Raw genomic sequence first — 23,669 nt, forward strand, 5'->3', positions numbered from 1 at the left:
TACCACAAACTGTTTAGGCAAGGAAATTATAGCTTAATTTAGCTTAAATTTCTATGTCTTAAATCAGTTTAAATTTGGTTTTTCCTGATTTGTCAAAATGCTTTCCTTGTAAAATAATATCGGCAACATTTTCCCAAACATGTTTTTCATCAATATAGACTATATCAAAGGTGTTATCACGCATTAAAGACTGATAATTCACTTTTTTAGGTGCGTATTTTACTAAATAATATGGATTTTGTGAAAAGTTTTCAATTTTTAATTTGCATAATAAATCTAAATCCGATGTGACAACTAAAAATTTTTTTCTTTGTTCTTTTGTAATTTTTTGAATATACACTAAAAGTTTTTGGTCAAAAGGATTTAGAGCGGATTTATTTAAGCGACTTAAGTAATGTTCTGCAAAAGAAAGAGAACAGAAAGAATTTTCTATATTGCTCATAGTAAAATAAGAATTTTTAACCCCTGATGATTTTAAAGATAAGTGCCAAATTTTAACATCCATTATGGTTGCACATAGATTTAAACCTGTGACAATTTTTTTAAAGAGCTTTTCTCGTGAAAGCTTAAAAGCATTTTCGAAAATATTGTAATTTTTCTTATAAAAATCCTCCCTTATAGCATCAAGTCTTTTTAGTGTTGTTCTGTAGTATTCTGCTTCTTTTTGTAGCTTAGCCAATCTTTCTTGTCGTGCTTTAAGTTTTTCAGGGTCTACATTGGCCGCATTACTTTTAAGATTTATTTCAGATTGTAAAGTTTTCATTTGTGCTTCAAGTGAGGCTAGACGATTTTTTCTTGTATCTATGGTGGCTACTAAAGCTTGGTAATGACACTGCAAAGATAAAAAAGTTTCGTTAAAAATTTTAGTGATATTTGGTTTTTGATCAGCTATCATTTGCTTATATGAATTCTCTAAATGCATCATGATACTTTTTAACGCGCTAAATTGGGTTTGGTCTATGCTATTATCCATAAAAATTAAAGTATCATAAGCTTTAAATAAAAATCTTTTAAGTATAAGATAATCAAGTATGCAAGGAATTTCCTTTTCATCTTGTAGATTGGCTTGAAGCGTTTCTACGGATAAAATTTCATGGGCAAAATATTTTTGTATAGCTTGAGGTATAGTAAAAGAAAGAGGAATTTTTTCTATACTGTCAAAGTCTGTTGTTCTATAGAGTTCTGTTATATAAGCACTTCTTCTTGAGTTTTGCAAGTCTTCTAATTCATCATCATTATCAGTTTTCCAAAAATCATGCTCAGTGATAAAATCCCCTTCTTTAAATTCTTGAAATTTTGAAGGTTTTATACCCGTTATGGTTTTGCTTGTTTGAACGGGCTTGCCGTCTTCTGCTTTTTTTTCGCTAGAAAGAGTTCTAAATTCCACAAGCATACCAACACTTGGCATACTTTTTTTATCATTCCAAATTTGGCGATTGAAGTCAAAAAAGGTATTTGCTGAGTTTGTAACGGTTCCACGTCCTGTAGAATCCATATAAATAGCTATTTTTCCATGCATATTTCTTCCTTGAAATTTCTTAAATAAATTCTAGCCTTATTTTTATTATAAAAATTTTATAATAAAAATAAGAGCTAGAAAAATGGATCATTCCCATTCTATGGTTGCAGGTGGTTTGCTTGAGATATCATAAACAACGCGGTTTATGCCTTCTACTTCATTGATGATACGGCGACTTATGTTTTCTAAAACTTCGTAAGGTAAATGCGAGAAAGTAGCTGTCATACCATCACTTGCATCTACAACGCGTATGCAAACTGCATTATCATAAGTGCGGTTATCCCCCATAACCCCAACACTTTTAACATTTAAAAGCACACAAAATGCTTGCCAAGTTTTATCATACCAACCTGTGCTTTTAAGTTCTTCAAGTAAAATTACATCAGCTTTACGCAATAGTTCTAAGCTAGGGCGATTTACTTCTCCCATAATGCGTATAGCAAGCCCTGGTCCAGGGAAAGGATGGCGATAAACCACTTCTTTGCTAAGTCCAAGCTCAAGTCCTAGGGCACGCACTTCATCTTTGAAAATTTCTTTTAAAGGCTCTATGAGTTTAAAATTCATTTTTTCAGGTAAGCCCCCTACATTATGATGGCTTTTAATGGTTTTGCTTGCACCTACAACAGAACTTTCTATGATATCAGTATAAAGTGTGCCTTGAGCGAGATATTTTACATCTTTGTGTTTTTTTGCTTCTTCTTCAAAAACTTCTATAAAGGTATTTCCTATGATTTTTCTTTTTTGCTCAGGATCTCTAACATTAGCCAAGCGACTTAAGAAAATTTCACTTGCATCAATGCTGATAAGATCGATACATAAGGTATTTTTAAACATAAATTCAACTTGTTCTTTTTCTCCGCTTCTTAAAAGTCCATTATCTACAAAAACTACTATAACTTGCTCTTTTATAGCACTGGCTAAAAGTGCAGCAACTACACTACTATCTACTCCGCCACTTACAGCACAAAGCACTTTATCACTGCCTACTTCTTCACGGATTTTTTCCGCTTGAGTTTTTGCAAAAGAACCCATATTCCAAACGCTTTCACAATTACAAGCGTATTTAGCAAAATTTTTTAAGATATTTTTGCCAAATTCACTGTGTTGTACTTCTGGGTGAAATTGCAGAGCAAAAAATTTCTTATCTTCGTTGCCAAAAACACAAAAAGGACTATTTTCACTTGTGGCTAAAACTTCAAAACCTTGAGGTAAATTTTCTACTTTATCAGAATGACTCATCCAAACGGTTTGTTTTTTTGGAAGATTTTTAAATAAAGCACTATCTTTTTTAACTTCTATGTTTGCTTTACCGTATTCTTTATGTCCTGCAGGTGCAACTGTAGCTTTGTAATGATGTGCCATAAGTTGCATACCATAACAAATTCCAAGAACAGGTAAACCTAAGTCAAATATGCCTTTATCGCAAAAATACGCATCAGTTGCATATACGCTTGCTGGACCTCCGCTTAAAATAATACCTTTTGGTTCTTTCGCCTTAATATCAGCTAAGCTTACATTAAAAGGTAAAATTTCTGCATAAACTCCTTGTTCCCTTAAGCGTCTTGCTATAAGCTGAGTGTATTGAGAGCCAAAGTCTAAAACTAAAATATCTGCTTTTTTCATTATTTACCACCTATGTAATTGTTCGTATTTTTTAATGGTTTTTACTGAGCCATTTTGTTCATAGCTTGTGTATTGAGGGTTGCCTTTATATCCGCAAGCACAGAAGAAAATTAAGAAAAGAAATGCTAAAATCATCTTATGGGAAAAAGAAATAATATTAAGATGACTAAAAACGCTAGTGCTGTTATTAATGAATTGATGGATAAACCTCATTATAAGCCTTTAAAAACCTTATTTTTTTGCAAAGATTTTTTAAGTTCTTTTCCGCTTGCTAAGCAACGTTTGATTGCTAAAATTTATGTAAAAAATCATATTTTAAATATAATAACCTTACATCCAGCAGCTTATCAAGAATTAAATCATGATGATAGCAAAATTTATATTAAATTTCTCATAAAAGCATATGGACAAAAATATCCTTTAAGTGGATTTGTTGATATAAAAGATATAAAAATCTTTTCCCAAAAATACACTTATGCGGTAAATAAAAACAAAAATGATGAAAAACTCTCTAAAAATTCTTATTTGGAGCTTTCTAAGGGTGAATTTAAAAATTGCTTTAAAGATGAAAAATTATTTAATAAATTTGAAGATTTAAGAGAACTTATAAAAAAAGGTTCTAATCTTGACTAAAGAGAATTTAGAAAATGAGTTAAAAACTCTTCCCAATAGCACTGGAGTTTATCAATACTTCAATCAAGAAGGAAAGCTTTTATATGTAGGCAAGGCTAAAAATCTTAAAAATCGTGTCAAATCTTATTTTGCTTTTACTCCAAATTTACATGCAAATCCAAGAAATTCTTTAAGAATTCAAAAAATGATTGAAGAAACAGTGCATTTGGAATTTATCACTACTAATTCAGAAGCCGATGCTTTGATTTTAGAAAATTCTTTTATCAAACAACTGCATCCAAAATATAATATTTTACTAAGAGATGATAAAACTTATCCTTATATTTATGTGGATTTTGAAGAAGAATTTCCACGCTTTGAGATTACTAGAAAATTGGTAAAAAAAAGCAAAATCAAATATTTTGGCCCTTTTTTTAAAGGTGCTAGAGAGCTTTTAGATGCGCTTTATTTATACTATCCTTTAAAGCAAAAAGCAAGTTGCAAATCTCCTTGTATTTTTTATCAAATTTCTCGTTGTCTTGCGCCTTGTGATAAACGTATCAGCAGGGAAAAATACCTTGAAATTTTAGATGAGACTATGCACGCACTTTTAAATCCTAGTATTTTAATAAAAAATTTAGAAAAACAAATGCTTGTTTTAGCGCAAAATGAAAATTACGAAGAAGCAGCTAAAGTAAGAGATCAGATTGCAACGATTAAAGATTTGGAAGTTAAGGTTGAAATAGATATTGCAAAATTAGAAGATTTTGAAGTATTTGCTTTAGCTTTTAAAAATTCTATGCTTTCAACCTTGCGTTTTGTGGTGCAAAATGGAAAAATTATTAGTGCAAATTCTAAGATTACTCCTATAAAAAATGATATACAATGGGATAAAAATGAAATTTATAAGCAATTGATTTTAGAAAATTTTAGTATGGATATTCCTTTGCTTGCAAATGTTATTTATGTTTATGAAGAATTTGAAGATAGAGTGCTTTTAGAAGAAATTTTAAGCCAAAGGTTTGATAAAAAAATCAGTATTAAAATCCCTAAAATAGGAGAAAAAAGAAGAATTTGTGATTTGGCTTTTCAAAATGCCCTTTTAAATATAGAAAAAGAGCAAAAAAATCATGATTTTACTATGCAAAAAGAATTAAAGTCTTATTTTGAACTTGAAAATTTACCAAATGATATAGAAATTTTTGATAATTCTCATTTGCAAGGTGTGGCAAATGTTGGAGCTATGGTAACTTATAGAATGAATTCTTGGGATAAGTCAAAATATCGAAAATTTCATTTAAAACATAAAAATGACTACGAACAAATGCGTGAAGTCTTAACGCGTAGGGCTTTGGACTTTGATAAAATACCCCCTCCTGATTTATGGCTTATAGATGGAGGAAAGGCTTTGCTTGATTTGGCTAAAGAAATTATTGTAAGTAGTGGAGCTAATGTCGATATTTTAGCTATTTCAAAAGAAAAAATCGATGCAAAAGCACATAGGGCTAAAGGAGGTGCTAAGGATAAAATTCATTCCTTAAAAGGAGAATTTAGCTTAAGTATTAACGATAAAAAACTACAATTCTTACAGAAATTAAGAGATGAAGCGCACCGTTTTGCTATCAGCTTTCATCAAAATACTAAGAAAAAACAGGACTTGAAAAGTTCTAAGCTTGCAAATTTAGGACTTAGTTCAGGGGTTATACAAAAACTTTTAGCGTATTATGGAAATTTTGAATCTATATATAAGGCTGATTTTAAAGATCTTGCAATGCTTGTGGGCAAGAAAGCGGCGCAAAAGATAAAGGAAAATTGATTTGATATTAGCGGGGATAATTTTTATTTTTAATCTAATTTTAGCGTATTTAAGTATTGATATCTTAAAGCTTGATAGTGTTACTGAACAACTGAAAATAGGTATGTTTTCTAGCATTTTTGTTTTATCTTTAACACTTTTTATTTTTGCTTTTAGACAAAATAGAAATATAAACAAAATATATCAAAAAATTTTTTGTATGCAAAATGATTTTTTAAATTTTCAAAAAAATATTGATGTTGATAGTGCGCTTGATTTGTTAAAGGAAAAATTTGAAACTACGGGACAAAATTTAACTAAAATATCCCATGAAAAAGACAGATATTTGCATTTATTAGAAGAAAATTTATATCAGCTTGGAAATATATCCAATGCAATGCGTTGCTTAAATGAAGGGTATAATAAAGAAATTAATTCTTTGATTTTAAATGCCTTAATTTCTCAAAAAGATCAAATTAGATTAGAATTAAATGAGGCTTTAGAGCATCATAAAAGCATTATAGGGACATCTCACGGAAAGGTTTTGCAGTTTGAAGCAAGTGTGGCTATAGTTAATAATGATGAGCTTGAAAATTTTTTACTTGCAAATTTACTTTCGTATTTTGGCATAGAAAGTACTTGTTTTAAAAATTTAAGTTTTGATGTTAATGACTTTCATTTGATTTTTATCAAGGATAAAATTTTAAATGAAAATGTAAAGAAAAACTATAATTTTATAGTGATGGGTCGGCATAAAAATACACATTATGAGTATTTTTTAACTTTACCTTTTGAAAAAAAAGATCTTGAAAATATTTTGCAAAACAAGCTTGATAAGGTTTGCACTTTAAAATTTAAAACCCCTTATCAAAATAATGTATTGCTTTTTAAACAAAATGATTTTGATGCAACCTTATTTTTTAATATAATAGAAAAACAATGCGATAAAAATATATGTATAAATTCTTTTAGTCAATTAAAACAAGAATTAAGCAAGGAGACTTATCGTTTGATTTTGCTTGATTATGAATTAATTAAATTTGATCTTGAGCAAATGAGAAATTTGCTAAGTGCTTATAAAAAACAGCATCCGCAAAGCCATATCATCTTTTTTTCAAAGGAAAAAGTTAGGGATTTTGATTGTGTGAGTGAAGTTTTAAGTGATGTAAGTAGAAATGATCTTATAACTTTACTTAGGAAGTATTTGCCAAAGGCCTAAACTTTATAAAATTTAACTCCAGCTAAATCGAGAATTTTTACCTTTTTTTCTTTGATAAGTTGACTTAAGAGAGTTTTAGATTGTTCATCAAATTTCGCTTCTATGTCTATTTCGCTTTGTGAGCGTAAATGAAGCATTTTTAATAATTCTTCTTTATTGAAGCCTAGTTTTTCACCTTCGTAATGCCTTTTGGCTAAGAGTACGGGAGTAGAATCTATAAGTTTAGAAAGTTTTAAAAGTTTTTCTTCGCTTACTTTTTTAACAGCATAAGCAGGAGGTCTATCTATGGTACTTAGATCAACTCTTAAAGGCATGATTTTTTTTAAAGCTTGATTGAGTGCTTTAAATTCTTCTTCGTTGTCATTAAGATCTTTAACAACTAGAATTTCCATAATCAAATCTCCATTAAACCTAGCTCTAAAATCTGCCATTTTTTCTATCATTTTTTCTAAGTCAATGTTTTTTAAAGCTCTATCAATACGATAAAAAGTTTTAGCAACTGCGCTATCTAGGCTAAATTTGACCACATCTAGTTTTAGCAAAGCATTAAATTTGTCTTCATCTAATACAGCTGTACCATTGCTTAAAATAAGTAATTTTTTATCTTTAGCAATGCTGCGTAAAGATAAAATAAGCTCATTTAAATAAGGATAAAGACTAGGCTCCCCGTTGGCAGTAAGGGTAAGAAAATCAAATTCAACATTTTTTTCAAGCATAGCTTTAACTTCGGAGATAATTTTATCTATGCTGATAATTTCATCTTGTTTTTCTTGGGCTTTTTTTGGATCAAGCTCGCAATAAACACAATCAAAATTGCATTGTTTTTTACTAGGGCTTAAATCTATACCCAAAGATCTTCCAAAACGCCTTGAGCTAACAGGACCAAAGAGTATTTTCATTTAGCTGAGCTTTCTTGTACAAGCTTGATAAAATATTTTGCATTTTCAACAGGAATATCAGGCAAGATCCCATGTCCTAAGTTGAAAATATGAGCTTTATTTTGCATGGTTTTTAGTATTTTTTCCACTCCTTCTTTGATGGCATTTTTATCATAAAGTCTGCAAGGCTCCATGTTGCCTTGAAGAGTGTATTTGTGTGATAGTTTATCGCGTGCTAAATCAAGCGGAGTACTCCAATCAACCCCAAAAACATCAAAATTACCATCGATTCTATCCAAATAACCGCTAATGCCTTTAGGGAATAAAATTACAGGTATATTTGGGTATTTGCTTTTGATAAAATTTGAAATTTCAAGCATATAATTAAAAGAGAATTCAAAAAATTTATCGTATTCTAAAGCACTTGCCCAGCTATCAAAAATTTGTATAGCATTAGCACCTGCTTTAATTTGCTCTTCTAAATAAAGTTTTAAAACTTGAGTTAGTTTATTTAGAATTTTATGTAAAAGTTCTGGGTTTTGATAAAGCATTTTTTTACACTTTGCATAATTTTTACTTCCACTTCCTTCTATCATATAGGTAGCTATAGTCCAAGGGCTTCCGCAAAATCCTATTAAAGCCTTGTTTTGAGATAATTTTTCTCTTGTAAGCTTTAAGGCATCATAGACATAATTTAATTTTTTATGCGCATTTTGATCGTCAAGTTTTTCTAAGTCTTCTAGGGTTGAAATAGGATTATCAAAAACAGGCCCTTCTCCTTTTTCAAAACGTAAATTCATACCCATTTCAAGAGGAACAACTAAGATATCTGAAAAAATGATTGCTGCATCTACATCTAAAATATCAATAGGCTGTAAAGAAACTTCAGAAGCTTTTTTATAGTCTTTGCACAAAGAGAGAAAATCACCCGCTTGTTTTCTTACTTCCATATATTCTGGCAAATATCTTCCTGCTTGACGCATCATCCAAATAGGGGTGTAGGGTGTAGGTTTTTTAAAGCAAGCATCAATAAAAATCATTATTTTCCTTTGTTTTTAGCAAAATTATAACAGAAATTGATAAATTAAATTATCAATTTCTCGATATTTGCTTTACACAGAAGAGCCAACAGGCGCTGAAAAAACATTAAAAAAATCTTTATTATTTTCTTCTTGTTTTTTGCTATTGCCAAAGATTGGACTATTTTTAGTGTGATATTTAGCTTCGGCTTGCATTTGCATATAGCTTATTCCCTCTTGTGTATTTGACTTTCCGGAATTAAATTCTTGCTTGTTGTTTTTTATATCTTGTTTTTCAAGATCGAGATTAAGTTTCCCGTTAATTTTTTCATTAACTTGAGTGCTGATTTTTTCTTTGGTTTGTTCTTCTAGCTTCAATCTTATGTGTTCCCTATAAGCTTCTTCATCAGGAACCATTTTTTTTTCGTATTCTCCTGTTTTTTTGTTTAATACAAGTTCTTCCTTAAATTTTTTAATTTTGGAGCCGACAAATTCTTCTACTTCTTTAAGTAAAACTTTAAAAGGGGTATTCCATAAAGAATTTTCATCTTGCTTGAAGTTATTAGAAATTTTACGAGAATTATTAGAATTCTCGTTTATGTAGTTTGAGTTTTGATTGATTTGCATATTAAGCCTTTGTATTGTTTGCAGCATTTCCTGCGTCAATTGTAGCAAAAAGCTTATTTAGCAAAGTCTCCTCATTTTTTTTGTATTGATCTTCTCTCATTTTTTGCCAAGCATAAGATCTAAAATCTTCTCTAACAGCACCAAGATCAATGTCTTCATTAGTAAATTTGCTTGAGTTTGTTTTTTTCTCTTCCTTTTCTTCTTTGTTTTTTACTTCATTTAATGTGGCTTGAAATTCATCTGCCGAAGTATTTTTCTCTTTAACTTTAGTTGTGGTGCTAAAGATAGCATTTGATGTTTTTTGAGTGATATCTACTACCATTTTCTCCTCCTTTATTTAACTTTACATTAAACAAACAAGCAATTTCTATTCCAATTTATACCTTTTTAAAACTTTTTCTTTGAAATTTTTTATAATTTAATTTATCTTTGGCAAAAAGCAAGGCAAAAATCAAAGCAGGGCTTACAAAAAGTGCCGAAAATAAAGCATTAAATTCTATACCCAATCCTGCTAAAACAATCCCACCTAAAAAACTTGCTAAGGCTATGCCTACATTAAAAGCTGCTTCATTTACACTTACTGTGCTATCTATGACTTTATGAGTATGGCGTTTAGCTTTAGCAATGCTAAGCATTTTTAACGCAGGTATGGTTGAAAAGGCAAAAAATCCTATCAAGGCTACGCTAAAAATGATTAAAATTTTAGAATGCATGGTGAGAAATACGCTTAAAAATACTAGAACTTGTATGCTTAAAATAAGACGTAAAGAAAAAATAGCACCTTTTTTATCTACTATTTTTCCGCCCCATAAATTCCCACAAATTGCACAAATTCCATATAAAAGCAAGATGTAAGCTGTATCTTGGACTCTAAAACCGCTTATTTCTACAAGTAATTTTTGCAAATAAGTATAAAGAACAAATTGAGCCCCACAACTACAAATGGTTATAGTATAAGTTTTTAACAAATTTTGATGTGAAAAAGCAGGGATTAAATTTTTAAGACTTGTTGGGCTAGGATGTAAATTTTTGGGCATCATATGCCATACTCCAAAAAATGCTAAGCTTGTAATGATAAAAATAAGTAAAAAGATAAATTTAAAGCCAAAATAATGCCCTATGAAAGTTCCAAGCGGCACTCCAGTAACCAAGGCTACAGTAAGTCCTGTGACCATTATAGCCAGAGCGCTTGATTTTTTATCATCTGGAGTTATAGCACTTACAGCTAAGGTAGCAATGACAAAAAATACTCCATGTTGTGTTCCTGCTATAAAACGTGCAAATGCTGTAAGATGGAAATTTTGGCTAAAAAAGATAATGAAATTTGCTAGAGCAAAAATTCCAAGATTGATTAAAAGTTGTGTATGTCTATGAAAACGACTTAAAGGTATGGTAATAAGAGGAGCGCCTATAACAACACCTATAGCATATAAGGTTGTAAGATATCCTGCGGTTTTTGCATCTACGCTAAAATACGCTTCAACATCAACCAAAACTCCTGCCATAACAAATTCGGTTACCCCCATACAAAAAGCACTAAGAGCTAGTGCAAAAAGAGCTTTTTTGTAATTTTGCATTTTAAGTTCCTTATAAAAAATAAAAACGCATTATAGTAAAATAAAAATTTTTAAAGGTAAATAATGAAAAAAATTATTTTATTGTTTGGTTTAAGTTTGGTGAGTTTAGGGGCTTTGAGTTTTGATGAGCTTATGATATGTAATGAAATTGGTGTGCGTAATGAATTTGAGAATAAAAAACTTGCTTTAGTAGATAACATCTATAGTAGTTTGTATCAAAATATTTCAAAAAAAGCAGATAAAAAGACGAAAAAAGATTTTAAAGCTATTTCAAAAAAGATGATTAAAGAAAGAAAAATTTGTATAAAAAATATGCAAAATACAAAAGCAGGGGAAAATCCTATTTTACCTTTACTCAATGCAAGTGATTGCATGCAAGAAGCTTATGCTAAAGCTTTATTAGAACTTACGCAAAGAGCAAAAAAAGATATAAAGACTAAAGAAGTTTTAGGGCAAATTTTTAAAAATAAAGTTGATAAATATGAAAATTTACTCACTCAAAGTTTAAATACCAATAAAGATTTGCAAGATTTTATAGACAGCTTGGCTAAAGAAGATTTGATTGATTCTAGGGCTAAATTTAAGCTTTAGGGTTTAAATTAATTGCGAATTTAGCCGCTTCAAAATAACTTTTAGTGTTGATTTTAGCATTTTTATAGGCCTTATCAAAGGCCGTACCATGATCAACGCTGACGCGTATGATAGGTAAATTTAAACTCACATTGATGCTTTTATCAAAATACAAGGCCTTTAAAGGAGCAAGGGCAAGATCGTGATACATAGCCACTAAACGATTGCAGTTTTTTAAACCAGCCTTAGTAAAAGCCGTATCAGCTACTAAAGGATAGGGTAGATAAACACCCTTGTCTTTAAAACTTAAAAGCAATTCTTTTTGTAAATTTTCATCTTTTAAAGCTTTTTTGAAAAATTTTTCATCTTTTTTAGAGCGTAAAAAGGCATTAACAAAGGTTATAGCTTTTTCCATGATTTTTTCTTCTTCTCCGCCTATGACTCCATAATCTCCAGCGTGAGGATTAAAACCTAAAAGCCCTATTTTTTTAAAATGCGTTTCTTTGTAAAAATCTTTTAAAAAGATGCTTAAATTTTTAAAAGTGATTTTTTTACTTACCTTAGCTAAAGGTACATGTTCGCTAAAAAGTCCTACAAACAGCTCTTTACAACCTAGCATCATAATGGCATTTTTTTTAAAAAAATCCCTTAAAGCATCGGTATGTCCTTTGTATTTAAGTCCTGCGTCTTCCCAAGCTTTTTTGTGTATAGGTAGAGTAAGCAAGGCATGGGCGTGTTTTTCATAGACAAAATAACTTGCCGCCTTAAAGCTTAAAAAACTATAAAGTCCACTTTTTGCATCTATTTCTCCGGCTTGGATTTTAAAATTTTCATCTACTTTAAAGCCTAAAGGAAAGCAAAAAGAGTAAATTTCAAGAGAATTTTCTTTTTTTATAAAATTAAACTCATAGTCTTTGTCATCTTTAAAAGCTACGATTTTTGCATTAAAAAGTTTTAAATTTAAAAGTTTTAAAGCTTTATTAAGCAAGCTTTCGTGGATAAAATAAAAAGGTGTGCAGATTTTACTTAGTTCTTCATGAGAACGCACTAAAATTTCAAGTCCTATGCCGTTTATATCGCCTATGCTAATGGCTAGTTTTTTCATCTTTTAAGGAGTTCTTTCATTTCTAAAATAGCGTTTTGAAGTCCTGTAAATACAGATCTTGCTACAATGCTTTGTCCTATATTTAGCTCGCAAATTTCTTTAATTTTTACTACGGGTTTTACATTTTTGTAATTTAAACCATGTCCTGCGGCTACTTTTAAGCCAAGTTCTACGCCCTTTTTAGCACAGAGTGTTAAATTTTGCAATTCTTTTTCAAATTGAGCTTGCAGGGTTTTTTTATCTTGATTGAGTTCTTTTAAGGCGAAAGCAGTATGAGAGATATTGCTAAAAAGTACGTTGTGTAAATTCGCATAATGTCCTGTATGAAGCTCTATGAATTGGGCTTTTAAAATTTTTGATTTTTCTATATCTTCTAAACTAGGATTAATAAAAAGTGAAACTTCAATGTTTGCATTTTGAAGTTTTTCTATGCTTTGTTTTAATTTAGCATGATTTAAACAAAGCCCCCCTTCTGTAGTAAGCTCTTCTCTTTTTTCAGGTACTAAAGTAACGCGGTGGGGTTTGAGTTTAAGAGCTAAATTTAAAATTTCATCATTTAAAGCACATTCTAAATTGATAGGGCTTTTGCAAAATTTTATGATATTTTCCAAGTCAAAATCCTGAGCATGACGGCGATCTTCTCTTACATGCAAAGTGATTTGATCTCCGTGTTTAGCTGCTATAAAAGCAGCCTCTAAAAGATCAGGATCATTTACCATTCTAGCTTGTCTTAACACTGCGATATGATCGATATTTACGCCTAAAAGCATATTTTTCCTTTAGAACTTTTTTGCTATTATACTATAAAATCAAACAAGGAAAGTCATGTTAGGTATAGATCTTGGTTCAAATACTTTAAGAGCAGTGCAAATGGATGAAAAATTAAATAAATTAAAAGAATATGAATTTGTTATTGGAGCAGCGAAAAATTTAAATCAAAGTGGAGAAATTTCTAAAGAAGCCATACAAAGATTAAAAAATGCTTTGAGTATTTTAGCTAAAGAGCAAGATTTAAGCAAAGCAAGAGCTGTGGCGACTGCAGCTTTTAGAAAAGCAAGCAATACAAATGAAATTTTTGCCCATTTAAAAGAAGAATTTGGGATTGATTTTAAGCTTATAGATGCTAAAAGTGAAGCTAAGATCAGTGTTTTAGGCATGCAATCAGGTTTAAGAAGGCTTAAAATTTGGGGAGAGTTTGCGTATTGTGATTTAGGAGGGGCTTCTTGTGAGCTTTCTTTTAGAAAAAGTTTTAAAAGTTTTGATTTTGGTATTATTAGTTTTTATGAAAAAAATCGCTATTCTTATTGTAAATCTTGTATTTCTTATAAAAAATTGATAAAAAAATATCCTAAATTTATCATCAATATTAAAGATAAAAAACTTAAAATTCATTTTTTAATTGCAAATCCCTATTTAAAGCATCTAGCTTTTAGGGCTTTTGATGAGGTGGTTATGATTAAAAAGGAACTTCGTTCTTTAGGGGTTAAAACGGTGGTTTTAAATTCCGGAGTTCCTACTACACTTGGTGTATTAAAACAAAATATAAGCTATGAAAAGTATGAAGCAAGTAGAGTAAATGGTAAAAAACTTTGCCATAAGGATTTTTTAAATTATGCTATTAAACTTTTTCATATGGAAGAAAAAAAGGCCATAAAAGAAGTAGGCATGATGAGAAAAAATTATTTGAGTGCAGGTTGTTTGCTGTTTTATGCTTTGTTTGATAAACATAAACTTCTAGTCATTGATGAGGGTTTAAGGGAGGGAGTTTGTTTGGCGAGTATGAAAAATATCAAATTTTAATTTTTTTTGGAATTCGAAAAAATGAAATTTTTCATCAAAATTAAAAAATAAAATTTTAGCTTGAGATAAAAAACTTTCGTAAGTTTTAATGTTTTTATTTTTTGTGTACTCTAATAAATCTTCAAAACCAAAATCCATTAAAGCAAGACTTTGTTTTTTAAAATTTAAAGGTTTAAAATCATATGCTTTGATGAGTTTTTGAAGATGGGTAAAATTAACATTATAAGTTAGATCACTTTTGCCGAAAAAATCTTTTAAAGATACTTCAAAAGGGCTAAAAACTTCGTGCTTTTGATAGATTCTTAAGCTAAAATTTTGTACATTAAAAGTTCCATAGTCAAATCCTGCAAATACAAATCTATCGCAAGCTTGATCTAAATCTTTAAAAAAATTTTCAAGTTCTAAGCTGAGTTCGCCTTTTGTAAAATTTAAAGCTTTGCATTTTGTGATTAAATTTTCATCCATATTTTTAAAAATAAGTTTAAAATTTTCTACAAATGCCATTTTATCATGATTTATAAGTTCGCAAGTAAAACTATCAAAAAGTTCATTGCAAAAGAAAAAAGCGTTCTTAAAATGGCATTCTTTAAGGCTATTTTTGTGAGTAAATTCCACTCCTTCTAAAGTGTTTTTTTGTAAAGCTCTTAATTTTTCATGCGGTTCTATGACGAAAAAAGAAATTTGAGAAAAAATTTCAGGTCTTAATTCAAGCAAAGCGGATAAAAAATCACGACTTAAATAGCCTTCATTAGCGCCTATTTCTACAAGTTCTAAAGGGAGTTGTAAAATTTTTTTATCTATTAAATTTAAAAAATGCTTGGCTAAAAGTGTGCCAAAAAGATTTCCTACGCTCACAGCAGTAAAAAAATCTCCGTTTTTTCCTATACTTACAGCATTTTTATAATAGCTCTCATGGAGCCAAGCATGGAAAAAGTCACTAAATTTCATTGAAAAATAGCATTAAATTTGGAGACAAAATCCAAAGGATCGACTTGTTTGCCTCCAGCTAAAATTCCAAAATGCAAATGCGGCCCACTTACCCTACCTGTAGCCCCGCTAAGTCCTATAAGCTCACCTTTTTTTATCTTTTGTCCTACTTTAACATCGATTTTAGAAAGATGATAGTATTGTGAATAAATTCCAAAACCATGATCAATGACTACTGAATTTCCTGCAAAATAACGATCTTTTGCAATTTTTACTATGCCTGAATTGGCTGCATAAATAGGCGTTCCTGTGGCAGCTCTAAAGTCTGTTCCACTGTGATAACTTGCTACTTTTTCATTAAAAGTTCTTGCTTTACCAAAATCACTTGTGATAAAAGATTTTAAAGGTATATTAAAAGCACCGTTAAATAAAGCTTTTGGAGTATAAGAGCTATAAATCGCATTGGCTTCTTTTAATTCTTTAGCGATGCGTTCTTGTACGGTTTTTGGCGGAAAAATCTTTTTGTTTTCAACTTGCAATTTTTCACTTTTATAATTACCTTCTAAAGTTTTTATGAAAATTTCTTCTTTTTTATTTTTATAAAATGCGATAAGTTTTGTATTTTTCGGGGGATTTTTGTAAGGTAAGGAAAAAATAGCTAGAATTTTTTCTTGATTTTTAGGATGTGCAAAGGTGAGAATATTTTTATCATTATTTTTTAAAGATAAAAAATCTTTCTTATCTAGCTCCAAAAATAAAGCTTGACCTTTGATGAGTTCTAAATTTTGAGCTCCAAAAAGCCAAAGAGTAAGGCTTAAAAAAAGCCATAAGGCTTTCATAGGCTTAACTCTTTAAGATCGGCGATTTTTAAAAACTCCGCATAAATTTCATAAACCAAAGCTTGGCGATTATTTTTAAGTTTTTCATCTTCAGCATTAATCATTACTTGATTAAAAAACTCGTCGATAAAAGGCTTGAGTGCAAAAAGATTTTCAAGTTTTTCTTGTAAAGAGTTGGCTTTAGTTTTTTCTTGAAAAGCTTTGTAAAGTTTGCTTTCTGCTTCTTGAGTAAAAAGACTTTCATCAACTTTATGAGGATTTTTAGTGGCGATATTGGCTAGTCTTTTAAAGGTTGCAAAATTTTCATTAAAATTATCTTTTTTGCTAAGTTTTATAAGAGCATTTACGCTTTGATTGATATGAATAAGATCTGTATTTTGTGAGCTTAAAACCGCTTTTACAAAAGAAGCATTGACCGTATAAAAAGTATAAAGTCTTTCAAAAATAAAATCTTTTAAAATTTGCATATCAAAGCTTTTATAATGACTTGAAAGTTTTTCTAATAAAATTTGGATATCAAATTCTTTATTTAAATTTAGAGCGATTTTAATGATCCCATTGGCTGCTCTTCTTAAGGCATAAGGATCCTTTGTTCCGCTTGGAATTTTTCCTATACTAAAAAGTCCTATAAGGGTATCAAGCTTGTTTGCAAGGGCTACTATGCTTGAAAATTCTGTGCTTGGAAGTGGAGCTTGTTCAGAATTAGGAAGATATTGTTCTTTGATGGCTAAGCAAATTTCATAATCTAAGCCCATTTTTTGCGCATAATAACTTCCCATAATGCCTTGCAAATCAGTAAATTCATAAACCATTTGTGTGGCTAAGTCTGCTTTGGCGTATTTTAGTGCTGTGCTGATATTTTCGATTTTATCATTATGAAGCATTTGACATAAAATTTCAGCAATTTTAATCTCTCTTAAACTTTTATCTTGCATTGTGCCTAAACCTTCAAGATAGGTCATTTTGGCAAGTTTTTCAGGTTGCAAACCATTTTGTAAATCATTTTGATAAAAAAACATTGCATCGCTAAGTCTTGCACGCAAAACTCTTTCATTTCCATGTATGATTTTTGAATAATCCTTACATACTGCATTGCTTACTACTATAAAATGATTACTTAAGCCTTTATCGTTAAAAACTGCAAAATAACGTTGATTTTCTCTCATTGAAGTGATGATTACTTCGCTAGGAATTTCTAAAAATTCTTCTTCAAAGCTTCCTAAAAGTGCATTAGGATATTCTGTGATAGCAACTACTTCAGCTAAAAGCTCCTCATCTTCTCCAATTTGTATATTTTTTTGACTTTCTATGAGTTTAAATTGTTCAAGTATTTTTTCTTTTCTTTTGATTGGATCAAGGATGATGTAGTTTTTTTCTAGTAGTTCAAAATATTCTTTTGCATTGTTAAAATCTTTCAAATCATAACTTACACTTCTGTGAATGAAAGTTTTTTTAGCACTTTTTACCCCATAACTTTGAAAATCAACAAGTTCATCATTTAAAATGCAAGCTATAGAACGGATCGCACGAATGAATTCAAAAGAATTTGCACCCCAACGCATACTTTTGCCAAAACTAAGACTTTTTAGAAATTTTTCTACCATTTCTCCTAAAATTTCTTGACTTTGTAAACCTTTGATAGCTTTTTGATGATATAAAACTTCCTTACCTTTGATTTCTTTAAAAGCGAGTTCATTTTCACTGATCCCTGCTTTTTGCAGGAAGCTTTGTCCCGCAGGAGTTAAAACTCCATCTTTATAAGCAACATTTTTAGGTGCTCCTATAAATTCAGCAAAACTATCTTCTTGTTTGTCTGCAAAATTTTCATGAAAAAAAACTAAACGACGCGGAGTATAATAAAATTTAAAATCACTTACCAACCGATATTCTTCTAAAACATTTTTCCATTTTTTTTCTATATTAGCTAATTCTTTTAACAAAGGAATAGCAGGTAATTCTTCTGTGCCAATTTCTATTAATAATTCACTCATAATTTACTCTTTTTAAAATTTGTTTCTAATTTTAACTAAAATTTCATTAAAAAACTTATAAATACTTTTGCAAAAAGCCTTTAAGTTCACTAGCGTTGCTAAATTCATTTTCTTTTAAATCTTTTTGATACCATTTGGCATGAAAATAAGGCAAATTGGCATTTTTAGCACATTCTTTATCTTTTTGACTATCTCCTATAAAAACGCTTGTTTTATGTGGAGCCTCGCTTTTTAAAAGCTCTAGCATCATAGGATGAGGTTTGGGTTCTATGCCTAAACTTATGCCTAAAATTTTATCAAAATAAGGAATGATATCGTGTTTTTTAAGTATGCTTGAAAGTGAGCTTTGAGGGGCGTTAGTAGCAATAGCTAAAAAACAATTTTTGCTTTTTAAAAATTCTAAAAGTTCCTTCACTCCTTCAAAAAGCACCACACTTTGTTCATAGTGTTTGACAAAATATTTTTCATAGCCTTCTTTAAAACTAGAATGATGGAAATTTTCTATATTATAAAGTTCTTTTGCCCAGTCAATATTGGGAGTATTGATGGTTTGCATAATGATTTCTCTTGAAAGTGGGGCTAGGTTTAAATCCTGCCTTATTTCATTAACTGCACAAGAAATGGCATTTGCACTATCGATTAAAGTTCCATCCATATCAAAAAATACATTAATCATTCATAATCCTTTAAATAATTTTTATGTTTTTCTTTTTTCTCACCTTGTTTTTTTTGCTTATCTAAAGCATTGGCAAGATTTAAAAGTTCGCTTTTTTCTTTGGAAAAATCTAAACAAGCATTGACAAAAAATTCAAGATTTTTTGCATAGGTTGAGTTAAGATTTACTGCGGGATTTTTTTCAAAAAATTTAGCATTTTTTAACATTCTTTCTTCAAATTTAGTTTTATCAAAATCTTCTTTTTTAAGCGCAGATATGGCGCCATTGAAAAATTTTTCAAGATTTCTTAGGTATTTTACACGTAAGGCTTTTTCTTCATTTTTTGTCAAAATTGTTCCTTAGGTATTTTTATGAATGCGACATTCTAGCGCTTCTTGAACTAAATTTCTAGCGATTACTTTTTCAGAGCGAATGATGCGTATATTTTCATCTATGCTTGAAAAAAGCATCTTTTTCAAAGTTCCATTTACATGAATGATGGTGTCTATAGGTTTTGGATAATTAGCTAGTACTTGACATAAAATTTCAAGTTTAGCTTCATTTGTAACTGTGATAATAGCTACGGCACATTCTTCTATATTGGCAATTTTTAAGGTTTCTTCTTGAGCAGCATTAGCAAAAACGACATTTTCGCCTCGACTAACTCCAAGTTCTACTAAATTTAAATCACTTTCTAAAACTAGGTAAGGCACACCTGAGTTTTTGATTTTTTGAACGACTTCTTGACCTAAACGTCCGTAGCCAAAAACAACAAGATGATTTTTAAGCTTGATATTGCTGTCAATATTTTGCACAGCGTTGGTATTAAGTGCTATATCTTCTACAACATTGGTAATTTTTCTTATATTGTTTAAAATAAAAGGTGTGATAATCATGGTTAAAATAGAAACAACAATTAAAATTTGTGAAGTTTTGATATCAAGCATATTTTTTGCTTGTAAAAGAGAAAAAATTGCTAGTGCGAATTCGCCAATTTGCGCTATGGCAAAAGCTGTTTTAAGCGCTACTCTTTTTTTGGTGTAAAGAAATAAAAAGCCAAAAACTATGCCAAATTTTAAAGCCATTACAAGAAGGGTTAAAACTATGATTAAAAACCAATTTTGCGCCACTACATCAAGTTGAATTTGCATACCTACAGTTATGAAAAAAAGTCCTAAAAGCAAATCTCTAAATGGGATCAAGTCTGCTTCTATTTTGTGCTTATATTTTGTTTCTGCTATCAAAGCACCTGCTATAAAAGCACCCAAAGAATAAGAAAATCCGAAATAATTTGCTAAAAAACTTGCTCCAATAACCATAAATAAAACAGTACTAATAAAAATTTCTTGAGAAGAAGTGTGGATAATGAGTCTAAAAATTCTATCCACTAGATATTTACCTATGAAAAATAATAAAGTGATTAAAATAAGTGCTGAAATTAAAGTGGTAAAAAGGAGTTTTTCTATGTTTTGATTGTTGGATGAAAAAATATCTACGAGCAAAAGCAAAGGAATAACAGCTATATCTTGAAAAAGTAAAATTCCCAATGCTTTTCTGCCATATTGCTCATTTATATCACCATTATCATTTAAAATTTTAAGCACCACTGCGGTTGAAGAAAGTGCTAGTGCAAAGCCTGCTATGGTAGCGCTTTTATCTCCAAGTCCCAAAATTCCTATAGCAAGTAGCATAAAAACAAAGCCACAAGTAAGCATCTGCAAAGAGCCGTTTAAAAAAACTTCTTGTTTCATTGCCATTAAATGCTTAAAAGAAAATTCAAGCCCTATGGTAAACATTAAAAACACTATACCAAATTCGGCTATATGGGTGATTTCGCCTTTGCCGCTTAAATGATAAATTTCAGAAATGATTTCTCCGGCAGCTATATATCCAATGATAGTTGGAATTTCAAATTTTTTAAATATGACATTTAAAACTATAGCTATAGCAACGGTGATTAAAAAAATTTCTAAAAAATTATCCATTATTTTTTATTTTTTCTCATAAAAAATCAAGTCAAAGCTATTTTTATGCTTGACAACGGCTTTACTAGCCGCTTCTTTATCTTGTTGTTTACTTAATTCTAAGCGTAGTTCATCAATTAAATTTTCAAATTCGTGAAGTTGGTTTTTTAATTTTAAGATAACATCTACTCCAGCAAGATTGATTCCCATGTCTCTTGTTAAACGCAATATAAGTTTAATACGGTCAATATCCCTTTGAGAATAAAGTCTTATTTTGCCATCGGTTCTACTTGGCTCTATCAATCCTTCTCTTTCGTATTGCCTTAAGGTTTGTGGATGTATGCTTAAAACTTTAGCTACAACACTGATTAAATATACAGGTTCATCATAATGGTGTTCCATATTTTATTCCTTTCTTTAAGGTAATTTTTCTTTTAAGAGTTCTATAAATTTTTCATCAAGAGCATCTAAATTTGGCAAAACAACATTTAAAATCAAATACATATCTCCATAAATATCACTTTTTCTATTTTGCACCCCATAACCTTTTAAACGAATTTTTTGGTTATTTTTTGAATTAGGTGTTATGTTAATTGTCGCTTCTTCCTTGCCTTCTTTGAGTGTTTTTATATTTATTTTTCCACCAAAAAGTGCAGTTTTTAAAGAAATATCAACCTTTTGATATAAATCATCATCTTCTCTTGTGTAAATAGGACTTTCTTCTATTTTTACAATAATGATTAAATCGCCTCTAGCTCCATTTCTGCTTTGTTTTCCTTTAGAGCGAATTCTTAGTTTCTCGCCTTCTTTTATACCGTGTGGAATTTTAAATTTAATGGTTTCGCCTTGAAAATTAAAACTATGTTCCCCGCCTTTAACAGCTTTTTCAAAAGGAATGTGAAGCTCTAGATTGCTGTCTAAATTTTCTTCTTCAAAACCTCCAAATCCTCCAAAACCACTGCTAAAGCCTTTTGAAGAAAAGCCGTTAAAACCCCCTCTTGAGCGTCCACCAAAGCCTCCTCCAAAGAGATCTTTTAAAATATCGTCTAAATTTACCCCACCAGTATTTCTTGAAAAATCATGAAAACTTTGTCCACCAAACATAGAATCGCCGTATTGGTCATACTGAGCTCGTTTTTTTTCGTCACTTAAAATTTCATAAGCAGCATTAATTTCTTTAAATTTTTCTTCCGCACCCTTTTCTTTGTTGATATCAGGATGGTATTTTCTAGCTAGGCGACGGTAAGCTTTTTTTATTTCATCTGCACTAGCGTTTTTGCTAACTCCAAGAGTTTCGTATAAACTATTCATGTTATATTTCCTTAAAAATTTTTACTTGATTATATAAAGGATTAAATTATAACATAAACTTTAGCCTAAGTCAATCAAGTTTTATAAATTTTTATCACTCAAGGTTTTATTTACAATTTTGTAAATTTTCGGTTTTATACTATGAAGACAGTAAAATATTTTACGAGATAATTTATCTTTAAGAACAAAAGGAAATGAAATGAAAAAGATTTTTTTATCATTAAGTTTAGCGAGTGCTTTATTTGCCGCAAGTATTAATTTTAACGAATCAACTACAACGGCTAATCGTGTAAATCCTGCTGCTGGAAATGTAGTGCTTTCTTATCATGATTCTATTAAAGATGCAAAAAAATCAGTGGTTAATATTTCTACCTCAAAAACTATTACAAGAGCGAATCGTCCAAGTCCTTTGGATGATTTTTTTAATGATCCTTATTTTAAACAATTTTTTGATTTTGATTTTCCTCAAAGAAAAGGAAAAAATGATAAAGAAGTAGTGAGTTCTTTGGGATCAGGGGTGATTATTTCAAAAGATGGTTATATAGTAACAAATAATCACGTTGTAGATGATGCTGATACGATTACAGTGAATTTACCAGGAAGTGATACAGAATATAAAGCAAAACTTATAGGTAAAGATCCAAAAACAGATTTGGCTGTTATAAAAATAGAGGCTAATAATCTTTCAGCTATTACTTTCACAAATTCTGATGATTTAATGGAAGGAGATGTTGTTTTTGCACTTGGAAATCCTTTTGGAGTCGGTTTTAGTGTTACAAGTGGGATAATATCTGCTTTAAATAAAGACAATATAGGTTTAAATCAATATGAAAATTTTATACAAACAGATGCTTCTATCAATCCAGGAAATTCAGGTGGAGCTTTGGTGGATAGTCGCGGATATTTAGTAGGTATTAATTCAGCTATTCTTTCTCGCGGAGGTGGAAACAACGGCATAGGTTTTGCTATACCTTCAAATATGGTTAAAGATATAGCTAAAAAACTTATTGAAAAAGGCAAGATTGATAGAGGATTTTTGGGTGTGACTATTTCAGCTTTGCAAGGTGATACTAAAAAAGCTTACAAAAATCAAGAAGGAGCTTTAATCACTGATGTTCAAAAAGGTTCAAGTGCTGATGAAGCAGGGCTTAAGCGTGGAGATTTAGTTACTAAAGTTAATGATAAGGTTATAAAAAGTCCTATTGATCTTAAAAATTATATAGGAACTTTAGAGATTGGTCAAAAAATTTCATTAAGTTACGAAAGAGATGGAGAAAATAAGCAAGCAAATTTTACTCTTAAAGGTGAAAAAGAAAATCCTAAAGGCGTACAAAGCGATTTGATTGATGGTTTGAGTTTGAGAAATTTGGAACCAAGACTTAAGGATCGTTTGCAAATTCCAAAAGATGTTAATGGTGTTTTGGTGGATAGTGTTAAAGAAAAGAGCAAAGGAAAAAATTCTGGTTTCCAAGAGGGTGATATTATCATAGGTGTTGGACAAAGTGAAATTAGAAATTTAAAAGATTTAGAACAAGCTTTAAAACAAGTTAATAAAAAAGAATTTACTAAAGTTTGGGTATATCGCAATGGTTTTGCGACTTTGCTTGTGCTTAAATAAAAATAACGGAAGGATTTTCC

Annotated in this window: 23 protein-coding genes; 6 read left to right on the forward strand and 17 right to left on the reverse strand. The window is 30.2% G+C overall.

Annotated elements, in window-relative coordinates:
- Positions 1-58: 58 nt before the first annotated feature.
- Together AJN60_RS08865 and guaA are read right to left on the reverse strand one after the other, a co-directional pair.
- Positions 59-1,519, reverse strand: a complete 1,461-nt coding sequence (locus AJN60_RS08865) for a hypothetical protein (protein WP_070240383.1) — start codon at positions 1,517-1,519, stop codon at positions 59-61.
- Positions 1,520-1,606: 87 nt separating this feature from the next.
- Positions 1,607-3,142: a glutamine-hydrolyzing GMP synthase gene (guaA, locus tag AJN60_RS08870; protein WP_070286294.1), complete on the reverse strand. Its 1,536-nt coding sequence runs from the start codon at positions 3,140-3,142 to the stop codon at positions 1,607-1,609.
- A gap of 138 nt (positions 3,143-3,280) precedes the next feature.
- Between guaA and AJN60_RS08875 the strand changes: the two genes are divergently transcribed.
- Genes AJN60_RS08875 through AJN60_RS08885 form a run of 3 tightly spaced genes read left to right on the forward strand, consistent with a single transcriptional unit; the run spans position 3,281 to position 6,768 of the window.
- Entirely contained in the window at positions 3,281-3,775 is a 495-nt protein-coding gene (locus AJN60_RS08875; protein ID WP_070286295.1) for a hypothetical protein, read from the forward strand.
- Positions 3,768-5,570, forward strand: coding sequence for an excinuclease ABC subunit UvrC (gene uvrC, locus AJN60_RS08880; RefSeq protein ID WP_070286296.1), 1,803 nt, complete (start codon positions 3,768-3,770; stop codon positions 5,568-5,570). The genes AJN60_RS08875 and uvrC overlap by 8 nt, the downstream gene beginning before the upstream one ends.
- A 1-nt stretch (position 5,571) precedes the next feature.
- Positions 5,572-6,768, forward strand: coding sequence for a hypothetical protein (locus tag AJN60_RS08885; RefSeq protein ID WP_070286297.1), 1,197 nt, complete (start codon positions 5,572-5,574; stop codon positions 6,766-6,768).
- On the opposite strand, the gene AJN60_RS08890 is transcribed toward AJN60_RS08885, so the two are convergent.
- The 5 genes from AJN60_RS08890 to AJN60_RS08910 form a co-directional block, all read right to left on the reverse strand.
- On the reverse strand, positions 6,765-7,667 hold the full coding sequence (locus AJN60_RS08890; RefSeq protein WP_052857449.1) for a radical SAM protein: 903 nt from the start codon (positions 7,665-7,667) through the stop codon (positions 6,765-6,767). The genes AJN60_RS08885 and AJN60_RS08890 overlap by 4 nt on opposite strands.
- Complete coding sequence (gene hemE, locus AJN60_RS08895; protein WP_002866238.1) at positions 7,664-8,686, reverse strand: uroporphyrinogen decarboxylase; 1,023 nt, start codon at positions 8,684-8,686, stop codon at positions 7,664-7,666. The genes AJN60_RS08890 and hemE overlap by 4 nt, the downstream gene beginning before the upstream one ends.
- A 72-nt stretch (positions 8,687-8,758) precedes the next feature.
- Positions 8,759-9,292, reverse strand: coding sequence for a hypothetical protein (locus tag AJN60_RS08900; protein WP_070242778.1), 534 nt, complete (start codon positions 9,290-9,292; stop codon positions 8,759-8,761).
- 1 nt (position 9,293) lies between these two features.
- Positions 9,294-9,614, reverse strand: coding sequence for an invasion antigen CiaC (gene ciaC, locus AJN60_RS08905; RefSeq protein ID WP_002871002.1), 321 nt, complete (start codon positions 9,612-9,614; stop codon positions 9,294-9,296).
- A gap of 55 nt (positions 9,615-9,669) precedes the next feature.
- Entirely contained in the window at positions 9,670-10,869 is a 1,200-nt protein-coding gene (locus AJN60_RS08910) for an MFS transporter (RefSeq protein ID WP_070286298.1), read from the reverse strand.
- Between the two features lie 63 nt (positions 10,870-10,932).
- Here AJN60_RS08910 and AJN60_RS08915 point away from each other — a divergent pair, with 63 nt between their 5' ends.
- Positions 10,933-11,460, forward strand: coding sequence for a hypothetical protein (locus AJN60_RS08915; RefSeq protein ID WP_070286299.1), 528 nt, complete (start codon positions 10,933-10,935; stop codon positions 11,458-11,460).
- Here AJN60_RS08915 and pdxA read toward each other — a convergent pair.
- Complete coding sequence (gene pdxA, locus AJN60_RS08920; RefSeq protein ID WP_070286300.1) at positions 11,450-12,544, reverse strand: 4-hydroxythreonine-4-phosphate dehydrogenase; 1,095 nt, start codon at positions 12,542-12,544, stop codon at positions 11,450-11,452. The two genes, AJN60_RS08915 and pdxA, sit on opposite strands and share 11 nt — an antisense overlap.
- Positions 12,541-13,314: a pyridoxine 5'-phosphate synthase gene (locus AJN60_RS08925; RefSeq protein WP_002870998.1), complete on the reverse strand. Its 774-nt coding sequence runs from the start codon at positions 13,312-13,314 to the stop codon at positions 12,541-12,543. Before AJN60_RS08925 ends, pdxA begins: the two co-directional genes overlap by 4 nt.
- A gap of 55 nt (positions 13,315-13,369) precedes the next feature.
- Here AJN60_RS08925 and AJN60_RS08930 point away from each other — a divergent pair, with 55 nt between their 5' ends.
- Positions 13,370-14,344 carry a Ppx/GppA phosphatase family protein gene (locus AJN60_RS08930; RefSeq protein ID WP_070286301.1) on the forward strand — a complete coding sequence of 325 codons (975 nt, stop codon included), beginning with the start codon at positions 13,370-13,372 and terminating at the stop codon, positions 14,342-14,344.
- On the opposite strand, the gene AJN60_RS08935 is transcribed toward AJN60_RS08930, so the two are convergent.
- From AJN60_RS08935 to AJN60_RS08970, 8 genes are read right to left on the reverse strand one after another with little or no spacing between them, the layout of a single operon-like run.
- A complete protein-coding gene (locus tag AJN60_RS08935) occupies positions 14,297-15,292 on the reverse strand; it encodes an SAM-dependent methyltransferase (protein WP_070286302.1) in 996 nt (331 codons plus the stop codon). The two genes, AJN60_RS08930 and AJN60_RS08935, sit on opposite strands and share 48 nt — an antisense overlap.
- Complete coding sequence (locus tag AJN60_RS08940; RefSeq protein WP_002870995.1) at positions 15,289-16,110, reverse strand: M23 family metallopeptidase; 822 nt, start codon at positions 16,108-16,110, stop codon at positions 15,289-15,291. Before AJN60_RS08940 ends, AJN60_RS08935 begins: the two co-directional genes overlap by 4 nt.
- Complete coding sequence (gene glyS, locus AJN60_RS08945; protein WP_070261340.1) at positions 16,107-18,101, reverse strand: glycine--tRNA ligase subunit beta; 1,995 nt, start codon at positions 18,099-18,101, stop codon at positions 16,107-16,109. The genes AJN60_RS08940 and glyS overlap by 4 nt, the downstream gene beginning before the upstream one ends.
- 55 nt (positions 18,102-18,156) lie before the next feature.
- Positions 18,157-18,777: an HAD family hydrolase gene (locus AJN60_RS08950; RefSeq protein WP_044779052.1), complete on the reverse strand. Its 621-nt coding sequence runs from the start codon at positions 18,775-18,777 to the stop codon at positions 18,157-18,159.
- Positions 18,774-19,106 carry a hypothetical protein gene (locus AJN60_RS08955; protein ID WP_002853180.1) on the reverse strand — a complete coding sequence of 111 codons (333 nt, stop codon included), beginning with the start codon at positions 19,104-19,106 and terminating at the stop codon, positions 18,774-18,776. The genes AJN60_RS08950 and AJN60_RS08955 overlap by 4 nt, the downstream gene beginning before the upstream one ends.
- A gap of 9 nt (positions 19,107-19,115) precedes the next feature.
- Positions 19,116-20,741 carry a cation:proton antiporter gene (locus AJN60_RS08960; protein ID WP_002870991.1) on the reverse strand — a complete coding sequence of 542 codons (1,626 nt, stop codon included), beginning with the start codon at positions 20,739-20,741 and terminating at the stop codon, positions 19,116-19,118.
- Positions 20,742-20,747: 6 nt separating this feature from the next.
- Positions 20,748-21,122 carry a heat shock protein transcriptional repressor HspR gene (locus AJN60_RS08965; RefSeq protein ID WP_002861924.1) on the reverse strand — a complete coding sequence of 125 codons (375 nt, stop codon included), beginning with the start codon at positions 21,120-21,122 and terminating at the stop codon, positions 20,748-20,750.
- A 15-nt stretch (positions 21,123-21,137) separates the two neighbouring features.
- On the reverse strand, positions 21,138-22,031 hold the full coding sequence (locus AJN60_RS08970; RefSeq protein WP_002870990.1) for a DnaJ family protein: 894 nt from the start codon (positions 22,029-22,031) through the stop codon (positions 21,138-21,140).
- Positions 22,032-22,230: 199 nt separating this feature from the next.
- Here AJN60_RS08970 and htrA point away from each other — a divergent pair, with 199 nt between their 5' ends.
- Positions 22,231-23,649, forward strand: coding sequence for a serine protease HtrA (gene htrA, locus AJN60_RS08975; protein WP_002861922.1), 1,419 nt, complete (start codon positions 22,231-22,233; stop codon positions 23,647-23,649).
- Positions 23,650-23,669: the final 20 nt, after the last annotated feature.

Source organism: Campylobacter sp. BCW_4323 (assembly GCF_001763115.1).
Taxonomy (GTDB): Bacteria; Campylobacterota; Campylobacteria; order Campylobacterales; family Campylobacteraceae; genus Campylobacter_D; species Campylobacter_D jejuni.